The sequence below is a fragment of the Novosphingobium sp. BL-S-20 genome (genome assembly GCF_055521635.1).
In genome coordinates, this window is record NZ_CM145494.1 from 2,125,720 (window position 1) to 2,137,524 (window position 11,805).

General features: G+C 63.9%; 8 protein-coding genes and 1 tRNA gene. 5 read left to right on the top strand and 4 right to left on the bottom strand.

The window, feature by feature from the left end; all coding sequences use genetic code 11:
• The first annotated feature begins 71 nt into the window (after nucleotides 1-71).
• Together ACZ1II_RS17590 and ACZ1II_RS17595 are read left to right on the top strand one after the other, a co-directional pair.
• Entirely contained in the window at nucleotides 72-596 is a 525-nt protein-coding gene (locus ACZ1II_RS17590; RefSeq protein ID WP_465144901.1) for an RNA polymerase sigma factor, read from the top strand.
• Nucleotides 593-1,627, top strand: a complete 1,035-nt coding sequence (locus ACZ1II_RS17595; protein ID WP_465144902.1) for a FecR family protein — start codon at nucleotides 593-595, stop codon at nucleotides 1,625-1,627. The genes ACZ1II_RS17590 and ACZ1II_RS17595 overlap by 4 nt, the downstream gene beginning before the upstream one ends.
• Nucleotides 1,628-1,974: 347 nt before the next feature.
• On the opposite strand, the gene ACZ1II_RS17600 is transcribed toward ACZ1II_RS17595, so the two are convergent.
• A tRNA-Ser gene (locus ACZ1II_RS17600) sits at nucleotides 1,975-2,066 on the bottom strand.
• Between the two features lie 257 nt (nucleotides 2,067-2,323).
• Between ACZ1II_RS17600 and ACZ1II_RS17605 the strand changes: the two genes are divergently transcribed.
• The 3 genes from ACZ1II_RS17605 to ACZ1II_RS17615 all read left to right on the top strand — a co-directional run bounded on the left by ACZ1II_RS17605 (nucleotide 2,324) and on the right by ACZ1II_RS17615 (nucleotide 5,094).
• A complete protein-coding gene (locus ACZ1II_RS17605) occupies nucleotides 2,324-3,130 on the top strand; it encodes a DUF1134 domain-containing protein (RefSeq protein ID WP_465144903.1) in 807 nt (268 codons plus the stop codon).
• Between the two features lie 213 nt (nucleotides 3,131-3,343).
• On the top strand, nucleotides 3,344-4,522 hold the full coding sequence (locus tag ACZ1II_RS17610) for an amino acid aminotransferase (RefSeq protein WP_465144904.1): 1,179 nt from the start codon (nucleotides 3,344-3,346) through the stop codon (nucleotides 4,520-4,522).
• Nucleotides 4,522-5,094 (top strand): GNAT family N-acetyltransferase, encoded by a 573-nt coding sequence (locus tag ACZ1II_RS17615; protein WP_465144905.1) that lies wholly within the window; start codon nucleotides 4,522-4,524, stop codon nucleotides 5,092-5,094. Before ACZ1II_RS17610 ends, ACZ1II_RS17615 begins: the two co-directional genes overlap by 1 nt.
• Before the next feature lie 114 nt (nucleotides 5,095-5,208).
• On the opposite strand, the gene ACZ1II_RS17620 is transcribed toward ACZ1II_RS17615, so the two are convergent.
• From ACZ1II_RS17620 to ACZ1II_RS17630, 3 genes are read right to left on the bottom strand one after another with little or no spacing between them, the layout of a single operon-like run.
• Nucleotides 5,209-6,807, bottom strand: a complete 1,599-nt coding sequence (locus tag ACZ1II_RS17620; protein WP_465144906.1) for an amidohydrolase — start codon at nucleotides 6,805-6,807, stop codon at nucleotides 5,209-5,211.
• A 5-nt stretch (nucleotides 6,808-6,812) separates the two neighbouring features.
• Nucleotides 6,813-8,405 (bottom strand): amidohydrolase, encoded by a 1,593-nt coding sequence (locus tag ACZ1II_RS17625; RefSeq protein WP_465144907.1) that lies wholly within the window; start codon nucleotides 8,403-8,405, stop codon nucleotides 6,813-6,815.
• 17 nt (nucleotides 8,406-8,422) lie between these two features.
• A complete protein-coding gene (locus tag ACZ1II_RS17630) occupies nucleotides 8,423-11,308 on the bottom strand; it encodes a TonB-dependent receptor plug domain-containing protein (protein WP_465144908.1) in 2,886 nt (961 codons plus the stop codon).
• Nucleotides 11,309-11,805 lie beyond the last annotated feature (497 nt).

Here is an 11,805-nt window from a genome sequence, read left to right on the forward strand (position 1 = left end):
CCGGACGGAATCGATCACTCATGTGCCAGGGCAGGCTGGATTCCGAATTCGAGATCGCGCAAACGGTCGTCATGGCCGACGATGAGATCCCATTCGACAAGGACGCTCCGCGCTCGGCCGAACTGCGCGACCTTCGTGCAGACCTGAATCGCTATTTCCGCTGGCGGGTCAGGGAGGCGGAGGACATTCCGGACCTGGTGCAGGATGTCTTCGTGCGCCTGCTCGGGCGCGAAGGCGGGACCGATATCGACAATCTGCGCGGCTATGCGTTCCAGGTTGCTGCCAGCGTTCTGGTGGATCGGAACCGGCGCCGTACCGTGCGGCATCACGATGCCCACGTCGAATTCGATCCCGGCCGATCCGTCCAGACCGAGATCGGCCCCGACCGCATCGTTGCGGGACGCCAGGAACTCAAGGCGCTGCTGGCACTCGTGGCGGCGATGCCGGAGCGCACCCGCACCGTTTTCGTGCTGCGCAGGCTGGAGCACATGTCCTACAAAGATATCGCAAGAAAGCTCGATCTGTCGGTCAGTGCGGTCGAAAAGCACATGGTGCGCGCTGCCGAACGGCTGGCCGGTTTTGGAGAGCAGCCATGACGGTCAACGTGACGCGAGCGATCCTCGCAGACCTCACCCCGGCAGAGGCTGCGGCGCTCTGGCAGGTGCGGCACGATCGGGGCAGCCCCTTCGATGCGGACCTGTTCGAGGAATGGCTTGCTGCCGACGAGGCCCATCGCGCCGCCTGGGAAAGGCTGGACTCGGCATGGTCCCTGTTCGGCGATGCCGACGATCCGCTGTTCGCCGCAATCAGGAGCGAGGCTCTGGCAGCGGGCCCGATCGAAGAGGCTCGAAGCTTAAAGCGCAACTGGAAACACGCCCTGGCCGCGTGTCTGGCGCTGGGCCTGATCGGCAGCGGGGTTGTGCTGCTTGTTCGCGATGATCCGCTGTCGCAGCGTACCGCCCAGTTTGCCGGTCGAAACGAGACCGGCGGCGAGCGCTATGCGGCAGAGGATACCGACAGGACATTCGCCCTGGCGGATGGTTCCGAGATGGCCCTGACCAAGGGCAGCACCGCACGCGTCGATTTCGCAGCAGGCGAACGCCGGATCGTCCTGGAACGGGGACAGGCCCGATTCAAGGTGCGCCACGATCGCGCGCACCGTTTCAGTGTGATCGCGGGACGATGGTCGGTCGTCGATTACGGAACCCGATTCGAGGTCGGCATCGAGGGGGACGGCCTGCGCGTCGCGCTATTCGAGGGTGCCGTGCAGGTCGAGGGAAACGACAGGCCGCCGACCATGCTCAGCCCCGGCAAGCAGCTTGTCGCCAGAGCCGGATTGCCGGACCGGATCTCAGATATCGATGATGACGGCAACGGCGTCTCGGCCGGAAATAACGGATTTGCCGAGTTCGAGGATGCCACGTTGACCGAAGCGGTGACCCGTTTCAACGCGGTGAACACGGTCCAGTTGGTGATTGCCGACCAGCGCGCCGCCGCCCTCCACATCACCGGACAATTTCGTCTGAATGACCCGGCCCGATTCGCCGAGACCATCGCTCAATTCCTTCCCGTCAAAGTTTCCAGACCGGAAGCGGGCACCATTATGATCACGTCCCGCCGCAAATAACGTCTCCGGATGCCCGCAGGCGGCGCCGAGGGTGGAGAGCGACGCGGTTGCCGCCGATCAGCAGGGTTTCGAGACAATCAGGACGCGCTGGGCAGGACCGCGCTGGGCAGGAGACGCTAGGCCGCCCTTCCCTTATGATCGTTAAGCCCATCGACGCCTTGGAACGACCGCGCAGAGGAGCCGAGCGACGATCATCGAGCAAACGATGAATTCATAGATACGAGGTGTTTGGAAGGGGTCTGCCCGTATCCATATCCGGCCATCTAAAACATGAAGCTTTACATGAGCACGGATATGGGCACGGGCTGAAACCCAGGCCTTAGATAGCGCTGAGATCAGCGCTGCCTTGGCGGAGACGGAGGGATTCGAACCCTCGGTACCCCCTTAAGAGTACGACGGTTTAGCAAACCGCTGGTTTCAGCCACTCACCCACGTCTCCGGCTGCGGCCTAGGAGGCGCCGTATAACGAGGGGTGTTTGTATCGGCAAGAGGGTCTTGTCGGAGTTTTTTGCTTCTGTGGAAATGTTTTGTGCCGGCCGCCGTTTCCTGCCGATTCAACCTGCCGCAAAACCGACTCAATCCATCGCCCGTTCATTGCGGGGACATGCGCTATGGATTCTCTAGTGACATGCGGTAGTGCGCGAAGCAGCGCGCCTGCCTGCGCTGAATTAAGGATCGCCATTGGAGGGCCACCAGATGTCATTCACCAAGCAGATCGCCGCCAGGGGAGCGACGATTCGCCTGCAACGGAGGATTGGCGGGGCCGTCGCAGCCATGCTGGTTCTCGTCGCCCCCCTCGCCCCCGCCACGGCACAAGTGACGACCGTCGATCCGGACGCAGCGATCGACAGCGATCTCGGCGGCAACAACGGAGCAGGCGCGACTTATACGCCTCCAGCCGAATCGCAGCCGCCTGTGGATGCGCCCTCGCCCTATCCGGGCAATGGAACGCCGGTCGAATCGCCCAATAGCGGAACAGCTTACGCCCCTCCTGCGACGCAGGCACCGAGCGACAGCTCGACGACCTACCATCAGGACGACCTGATCGGCGCGGCCGAAGGCGTGTTCGGCAAGGGCGCCAAGGGTCTTGCCGGGGTGATCGAGGATCTGCTGAAGAAGCAGGGCGAACCCAACGGCTACATCATCGGCCGTGAAGGTGGCGGCGCCATCGCCGTCGGCCTGCGCTACGGTTCGGGCACGCTCTATCACAAGGTGGAAGGCCAGCAGCCCGTCTACTGGACCGGGCCGTCGATCGGCTTCGATGCCGGCGCCAATGCGGGCAATGCCTTCGTGCTGGTCTACAACCTCTACGACACCGAGGATCTCTATCACCGCTTCGGCGCGGGCGAAGGCCAGGCCTATCTCGTCGGCGGCTTCACCGTCAGCTACCTGCGGCGCGGCAATATCGTGCTGATTCCGGTGCGGGCCGGCGCGGGACTGCGCCTGGGCGCCAATATCGGCTACATGAAGTTCACCCACAAGCAGAGCTGGATGCCGTTCTAACGCGGCATTCCGCCAATTGCGGGCCAACTGCGAATAGACATGCGGCGCGGAGCGATTCCGCGCCGCATGTTTGTAATCTTTCGCCAATTCCAAACATAATTTCGCTGCCCCTGCGATCCGAAGGCGTGCGGCGCGATAATTTTGCGGTTCTCGGCAATTCCCGGTCGATCCGGCATTGCGCGGTGCGGAAGCTCGGTCTAAGGCCCGCCCGCCATGCTTACGAACCTTCAGCAACAGCCCGCCGACGCGCTTCTTGCGCTGATCAAGCTCCACAACGACGATCCGCGCGCGGACAAGATCGACCTTGGTGTCGGCGTCTACCGCACCGGTGAGGGCGACACGCCTGTGTTCCGCTCGATCAAGGCCGCAGAGGCCAAACTGGTCGCGGAGCAGGATTCGAAAGCCTACCTCGGCCCCGAGGGCGACATGGGCTTCGTCGAAGCGCTGATGCCCTACGTCTTCGGCAAGGCCGACCCCAGCATGGGCGGCCGCATCGAAGGCATGCAGACCCCCGGCGGCACCGGCTCGCTGCGCCTCGCGCTCGCCATGGTGAAGCGCGCAGGTTACAATCGCATCATCGTCGGCGTCCCCAGCTGGCCCAACCACGCCCAGATCTGTGCCGACCTCGGCCTTGAAGTCGTTGAATTCAACCACGCGCTCGCTTCGGGCACCACCGACATGGACGCGCTGCGCGGCGCCATCGCCAACGCTCAGGAAGGCGACGCCATCCTGCTGCACGGCTGCTGCCACAACCCCACCGGCATCGATTACAGCAACGAGCAGTGGGACGAGATTGCGGGCCTGATCGCCGCATCGAAGATTTTGCCCATTCTCGACCTCGCCTATCAGGGACTGGGCAAGGGCATGGAAGAAGACGCCTACGGCCTGCGCCGCGTGCTCGCCGCCGTGCCGGAAGCGCTGATCTGCTATTCGTGCGACAAGAACTTCGGTCTCTACCGTGACCGCGTCGGCGCGCTCTACGCGATGGTTGCCGATCCGGCCGACCTCGCCAAGGTCATGTCGAACGGCCACAATCTGGCCCGCGCCAACTGGTCGCAGCCGCCAGATCACGGCGGTGCCGCTGTCCGCCTCGTCCTCGAAGACGAAGCGCTGACCGCCGACTGGCTCGCCGAGCTGGACGAAATGCGCGACCGTATGCGCGAAGTGCGCGCCAAGCTCGCCGAAGCCGGTACCGCCGGTTCGGCCGACCTGACGCCGATGGGCGGCCAGAACGGCCTGTTCTCGATCGTGCCGCTGAACAAGGACCAGGTCCTTGCCATGCGTACCAAGCACGGCGTCTACATGGCCGGTTCCGGCCGCATCAACGTGGCGGGCCTGACGATGGGCAACATCGACAAGTTCATCGCCGCCGTTGCAGACGTGACTGCCTGATGGATCGCCAGCCGGTCCTCGAAGGGGACCGGCTGGTCCTCCGTCCCCTTCGCGCAGACGATTGGGACGCGCTCTACGCGGTCGCTTCGGACCGTGAGATCTGGGCGGTTCACCCCGCCCACGATCGCTGGCAGGAAGCGGTGTTCCGCCAGTTTTTCGCCGACGCTCTGGATGGCGGCGGCGCTTTCGCCATTATCGAAAAGCAGAGCGATGCCGTGATCGGCTCCAGCCGCTATGGCCCGCCTGAGGGCAATTATGGTGCGCCCGAGGGCGACGAAATCGAGATCGGCTGGTCGTTCCTCGCCCGCGCCCATTGGGGCAGCGGGCTCAACGCCGAGATGAAGCGCCTGATGCTGGCCCACGCGCTGGCGCATTTCGAGCGGGTAGTCTTCAAGGTCGGCGCGGACAACGTTATCTCGCGCAAGGCCATGGAGCATATCGGCGGGCGGCTGACCGACCGCACCTTCGAGCAGGAAACCTGCGGCGTCGTGGGCGTGCATGTGATCTACGAGATCACGCGCGAGAGCTTCGCGACCGGGCCTTTGAACGGCCACCGTACGGCGAAGGGGTAAGACCACGCCCGCGACCACCAGAGGCCGCGGCGAACAAAGCAGCAAGAAAGAGACCGGCCGGAGCAGTTCCAGTCTCGTCAGGGTGTTGATCGCTCCGGCCGGTGGCGCCCTGGGCTATTTGCCCGCACCGGAAGTTTCACGCCCGGCAGCCTCGTAATCGACGCCAAGCTGTTGCAGGTAGGAATCGTACTTTTTCGGATCGTAATACTGCCCCTGCATCGAAGGGCGGATCTGCGCCATCGTGCGGGCGTTACGGTCGATCGCTGGCATGTCGGTCGGCGCCATCAACGGGTCGTATTTTTGATCCTTCAACTGGACGTCCTTCATCCAGGTCTTGGCGTCGCTGATAAGCTGCGGCGTGGTCATGAGGTCGAGGATGGTCATCGCCACCGCCTTGGCGCCGACGACAGTGCCCTTGTGCGCGATCGGTGTGGCCATCGCCATCGCGGCGGTGGCGTGGTGGAAGATCACGTTGGGAATGTTCGCCGGATAGCCGATGGTGACGGTGGGCACCGTCCACATGACATCGCCGATATCGTCCGATCCGCCGAAGCTGGCATCGCCGCGCGTCTCGGGCGTGGAGAGCGGCATGACCTTGTCCGATAACGGCGCCACCTTGAGGTGGTTCTTCACCTGCACTGCCTTGGCAAAAGCCTGGTCGGCGGCGGACCACTGCGGCACGCCTACCGTCTCGATATTAGCGTAGAGCGCCTCGGCCAGCGGCTTATTGCCATAGTTCGGCGCGGCGAAGCCCAGCACCTTGCGGCTGACCGTGGTGCCCGTCGCCAGTGCCGAGGCTTCCGAAATCTGGTTGCCCACTTCGTAGAGATTGCGCAGCGTCGCGAAATCCTTGTCGCGGAAGTAGTACCAGCTGCTCGCCTTGTCCGGCACGACGTTGGGCTGGCCGCCGCCGTTGGTGATGACATCGTGCGAACGCTGCGTGAGCGGCAAGTGCTCGCGCCGGAAGTTCCACATGACATCCATCAGCTCCACGCCGTCGAGCGCGCTTCGGCCCTCCCACGGCATCCCGGCGGAATGTGCGGTCTTGCCCTTCCACTCGTATTCGACCGAGATCATGCCGGTGAGGCCGAGGTCGCCCCAACCGGTGCCGAACCCGGTGTTGACGTGCGCGAAGATCGAGGCGTCGACATCCTTGAACATCCCGGCGCGCACGTAATAGGCCTTGGTCGCCAGCAGTTCCTCGGCAACGCCGGGCCAGAGCATCAGGCGGCCCTGGATGCCGTGCTTCGTCATCACCTGCTTGGCGGCGAGCGCAGCGGCGACCATCAGCGGCATGCCGGAATTGTGCCCCTCGCCATGCCCCGGCGCGCCTTCGGTCAGCGGCTTCACATCGGCAACGCCGGGCACCTGCGACACGCCGAGCAGCCCGTCGATATCGCTGCCGAGCGCAATCTTCGGGCCGCCGCTGCCCCATGTCGCGGTGAAGGCGGTCGGCACGCCCGCCACGCCGCGCTCCACCTTGAAGCCGCTCTTCTCCAGAATTCCGGCGAGATATTCGCTGGTCTTCACTTCCTGGAAGCCCGGCTCGGCGAACGAGTAGATCTCGTCCACCATGACCTGGATCTGCTTGCGCTGGGCCTCCACGGCGGCGGCGACTTCCTGTTTCAGCGCCGGATCGGCAGCCGCCTGCGCAGCGGCGGGGATCAGCGAGGCCGCAGCGAGCGCGGCGGCGATCAGGATACGTTTGCTCATCCCTCTTACTCCGCCGGCTTCGTCAGGGTCGGGTACTTGATACCCAGCTGGTCGAGATACGTCGGATACTTGGCCGGGTTGTAATAGTACTTCTCCATCATCGGCCGGTAGAGCTGCATGTTGCGCTCGTTGAGCCAGATCGCGGGCACGTCCTTGTCGGTCAGGACCGGGGCGTAAGTGTCGGTCTTCAACTGGACATCCGTGAAGTAGGTCTTGGCATCGGTGACGAGTTGCGGCGTCGTCACGATGTCGAGCACGGTCATGGCCACGGCCTTGGCGCCTGCTTCCACGCCCTTGTGCGCGATCGGCGTCGCCATCGCGAAAGCCGAGGTGGAGTTATGGCCGATCATGTTGGGAATGTTGGAGGGGAAGCGGATGGTGATCGTCGGCACGGCCCACATGATGTCGCCGATATCGTCCGAGCCGCCGCCGGTGGAGGGCTTGCGGTTCTCCGGCGTCGAAAGTTCCGCGACCTCGCTTTTGAGCGGCTCGATCTTGCGCTCGTTGAAGGTCTGCGCGGCTTTGGCGAAGGCCTGATCGTCGGCGCTCCACTTGGGCATGCCGACCGCCTTGATATTGGCATAGGCCGCCTCGGCCAGAGGCTTGTTGCCGAAGTTCGGCGCGGCATAGCCCAGCGTCTGCTGCGTCACCGTGGTGCCGGTGGCGAGCGCGGCGGCCTTGGCGATGTCGTTGCCGGTCTCGTAGAGCTTGCGGATATCGGAGAAGGTACGCTCGCGGAAGAAGTACCAGATGCTGGCCTTGTCCGGCACCACGTTGGGCTGCCCGCCGCCGTTGGTGATGATCATGTGCGAGCGCTGGGTCAGCGGCAGGTGCTCGCGCCGGAAGTTCCAGGCGACGTCCATGATCTCCACCGCGTCGAGCGCGCTGCGGCCTTCCCACGGCATGCCCGCCGAATGCGCGGTCTTGCCCTTGAAGCTGTACTCCACCGAGACCATGCCATTGTTGCCCATCTCGCCGTACCCGGTCGAGAAGTCGGAACTGACGTGGGTGAAGATCGAGGCGTCGACGTCCTTGAACATCCCGGCCCGCACGTAATAGGCCTTGGTCGCCAGCAGTTCTTCGGCCACGCCCGGCCAGAGCATCAGGCGCCCTTCGAGGCCGTGCTTCGTCATCACCTTCTTCACCGCGATGGCGGCGGCGACCATCAGCGGCATGCCGGAGTTGTGCCCCTCGCCATGCCCCGGCGCGCCTTCGACCATCGGCTTCAGGTAAGGCAGGCCGGGGGTCTGCGAGACGCCGAGCACGTCGTCGATATCGCTGCCCAGCGCGACTTTCGGACCGCCCTTGCCCCAGGTGGCGGTGAAGGCGGTGGGAATGCCCGCCACCCCGCGCGTCACCGTGAAGCCGTTCTTTTCGAGAACACCAGTAAGGTATTCGCTGGTCTTTACTTCCTGAAAGCCGGGTTCGGCAAAGCTGAAGATCTGGTCGACCATGACCTGGATCTGCTTGCGCTGCGCCTCCACTTCGGCGGCAACTTCGTCCTTGAGCGCCTGCGGAGCGGCGGCATGGGCAGGCGCGCCCGCCAATACAGTAGTGGCGAGAGCGGCAGCGAGAGCGGCGCGCTTGAACATCTTCATGATGCGATTATCCTCTCTTAGAACTCGACCCGGGCGGAGACGCGGAAGGTGCGGCCGATCACATCGTAACGGCTGCGGTTGGTCTGGGCATAAGCAGGCACGTTGTTGCCGTCGGGACCGTTGCCGACGAGCACCGGGTCCTTGTTCAGCACGTTGTTGACGATGAAAGTCAGGTGCCCGATGCCGTTGTTCATCGCCGGGAACTTGAAGTCGACCGAGGTGTCGAAATAGACCGCGCCCTTGATCGAATTATCGTTGATCGTGCGATACTGCGCGGTGCTGGTCGGGCAATTGCCGTCGCACTCGATCCAGTCGTTGCCGTAGACGCCGTTGGTGAACCCGCGTGCGACCACGTTGAAGGTGACGGGATCGATGTCGTAGAACGCGCTCAAGCGATAGACCCAGCTGGGCGAGGCATAAGTGCCGCTGGTCAGCACGCCCGCATAGTCGATCGGGAAGCTGATACCGTCGTCGACCACGTTCTCGATATAGTGGGTGGTCTGGCCGTGCAGGCGCAGGTTGCCGGGGCCGACCTGGGTGGAATAGCTCGCCTCGATATCGAAGCCCTTGGTCTTCTGGCGCGCGAAGTTGATCGGCGTGAGGTCGATCGTGCTGAGCTGTCCGTTCACGAAGTTGATGTTCGGGCAGTAGGAGCTGATGCCCTGCTCATAGCACAGGTCCACCGTCTGCTGCGCGGTGATCGATCCGATCGCGTCCTTGATCTTGATCTGGTAGTAGTCGAACGAGAGCGAGAAGCCCGGCAGGAAGGTCGGTTCGAACACCGCGCCCAGCGTCCAGCTGTCGGCCACTTCGGGCTTGAGATTGCGGTTGCCGAAGGCGTTCTGCACGAATTGCAGCGATCCGGTCTGCGGGGCATTGGCGCCGGTCGGGATGATGACCGAGTTGGTCCGCGCCGTACCCGCCGCGAACAGCTCATCGAGGTTGGGCGCGCGGATGTCGTGGCTCAGGGTGCCGCGCAGGCGCAGGCTGTCGATCGCCTGCCAGTTGGCGCCGACCTTCCAGGTGCCGACCCAACCCGACGTCGAATAGTGCGTCCCGCGCGCGGCGGCATTCACGTTCATGCCATCGAAGATCGGCACGTCGAGTTCGAGGAAGCCCTCGTAGACGTCGTACTTGCCACGGTTGACGCGGAAGTTGCCGTAGAGCCAGCCCGAATTGTACTGCGGATCGACCGAGCCGTTGATCTGCTCGCGCCGCCACTCGACGCCGGTGGCGAAGGCGAGATCACCGGCAGGCAGCGCAAAGGCCTTGCCCGAGATCGTCGCTGCGGCAACGTCCTGCTTGATGGTCTGGTGGCGCAGCGGCTGGTTGCCGTCGTTGTAGATGTAGTTCAGCGCCTCCTGCGAAGGTCCGTTGGTGCCGAGGCGGTCGATCGGCACGCAGCCGTTGCCCGGGTTGCTCAAGGTGGAGCGGCACACGATATTGCCGGAAGCGTCGAACACCGCATCCTGCGCCAGCGCCATGCGAGCATTGTTCCAGGTATTGGTCAGTGCCTCGCGCGCCTTGGTAACGCCCTTCTGATAGTAGACGTCCCAATTCATCGGCTTTTCGAACAAGTCGAGCGTGCCCTTGGCGCCGACCACGCCGCGATAGACCTGCCGCTTGATGTCGCTCCCCGGGATCGGGAAGCCGGCATTGGAAGTGCCCACGGTGATCGAGGACAGCCCCTGCGCCGCCATCGCCGCGGCAACAGCCGGGTACTGGCTGAGCAGGTAGGCGTTGTCCGCGGCAATGCTCACCCCGGTGCTGGGGGTCTGCTGGTAGGAACTGGCGCTGACCGAACTGTTGTAGGAGAACTGGCCGAAGATCTCGATCGCGGGCGTGATCTCGAAGCCGACGCGCTGGAACACGCTCAGGCGCTTGTCGAGCGGGACCAGCGTATTGGTGCCGAGATGGCCGTCCAGCGTCGTCTGCCAATCGCCGCCGATCATCCACGGATTGCTGGCGCTGGTGGTGCCGTAGGTGAGCTGCCCGGTCTGGCCCTCGCCCAGGAAATAGGTGCCGCGCAGCGGTCCACTGGTGATGAGACCGCCCGCTGTGTAGCCGGTGGGGCCGATGCCGCTGCCGACCAGACGCTGCGGTTCGCCGTTGGTGGCGGTGTAGGCGGGGTTGTTGATCTGGAAGTAGCCGCTGTCGTTCCAGCTGCGGTGGATGCCTTCCTCGCGCTCCTGCTTGAAGTAGGAAACGTTGGTGAGCAGGTGCAGCCGGTCATCCAGCAGCGAGAAGCCCGCCGTGCCGGTAAAGCGATAGTTGAAGGCATCGCCGTAAGTCGAGATGCCGGTATCCGCACCCAGCTTGAAGCCCTTGAACCCGGTATCGAGAATGAAGTTGACGACGCCGCCCACCGCATCCGAACCGTAAGCGGCGGAAGCGCCCCCGGTGATGACCTCGACCCGCTTCACCAGGTCCTGCGGGATCGTGTTGATGTCCACGGTACCGCCCACGGTCGAAGCCACCGAGCGCTGGCCGTCGACCAGCACCAGCGTGCGCCCGACGCCGAGACCGCGAAGGCCGATCGAGTTGATGCCCGCGCCCGCGTTGGAAAGGCCGCCCGAGGAATTGCCCGAGGTGCCGCTACCGGCGATGGCGGGAAGCTGGTTCACGAAGTCGGAGATGTTCGCCGGGGCCTGCGCTGCGATATCGGCCTCGCCCAGCACCGCCACGGGAGTCGGCGCACTGTAGCCGTCGCCGACGATGCGCGAACCGGTGACCACGATGTCCTTCAGCGGCTCTTCTTCGGTGGATGCCGCTTCCTGGGCCAGAACCGGCGCGGCAAGGAACAGCGGAAGCGCCGCGCCTGCCATAAGCAGGGTGCGAAGCGAACGCGCCGAAAAGGTTTCCATCGTCCCCGGCGCTGTCGAGGTCTGGACTGCATTGCGCATTGCGAAAACTCCCTGTGACTGAACCCTCTTCGCCACAGACGCCCTCATCCCGATGGATGGAGAAAAGACGCAGACTCCCCGGCGCACGAATGCACCCACCGTCACTGCGGTGCCGCTTGCAGGCGGACTGACGAGAAAACCCCTAACTCTCCGCTCCCGCATCCCTCTTGCGAGAAGCCCATCATCCGGCAGTGCCCGTCTTGTATCGGCCCCCTTCAAAGTATCGGTAGGTGCCGATCCGGACTTCCGCCTGACGAAGCCGATACTATCCGGAAGGGTGCGATTGATCCCACGAAAGTTGGGACATTTTTGGCAGGACTGTGATGGATTTCATCGCCAAGTCCGAATTTCACGCAAGATTGGTGCACGCCGCCCCGCATCGAGCGCACTTTATGAAACGTCGCAGCATCGTGATTCGCGAAATGCAATGCAGCATGGCGCCGAAGGCCTTCAAGTCGTGCAGGCCATCCCGCTTCCGCGCAGGAATTTCACGCCGA

Bases quoted from the DNA above. Each gene is read 5' to 3' on its own strand.
- ACZ1II_RS17590 (WP_465144901.1), top strand. From the start codon at position 72: ATGGCCGACGATGAGATCCCATTCGACAAGGACGCTCCGCGCTCGGCC.
- ACZ1II_RS17595 (WP_465144902.1), top strand. From the start codon at position 593: ATGACGGTCAACGTGACGCGAGCGATCCTCGCAGACCTCACCCCGGCA.
- ACZ1II_RS17605 (WP_465144903.1), top strand. From the start codon at position 2,324: ATGTCATTCACCAAGCAGATCGCCGCCAGGGGAGCGACGATTCGCCTG.
- ACZ1II_RS17610 (WP_465144904.1), top strand. From the start codon at position 3,344: ATGCTTACGAACCTTCAGCAACAGCCCGCCGACGCGCTTCTTGCGCTG.
- ACZ1II_RS17615 (WP_465144905.1), top strand. From the start codon at position 4,522: ATGGATCGCCAGCCGGTCCTCGAAGGGGACCGGCTGGTCCTCCGTCCC.
- ACZ1II_RS17620 (WP_465144906.1), bottom strand. From the start codon at position 6,807: ATGAGCAAACGTATCCTGATCGCCGCCGCGCTCGCTGCGGCCTCGCTG.
- ACZ1II_RS17625 (WP_465144907.1), bottom strand. From the start codon at position 8,405: ATGAAGATGTTCAAGCGCGCCGCTCTCGCTGCCGCTCTCGCCACTACT.
- ACZ1II_RS17630 (WP_465144908.1), bottom strand. From the start codon at position 11,308: ATGCGCAATGCAGTCCAGACCTCGACAGCGCCGGGGACGATGGAAACC.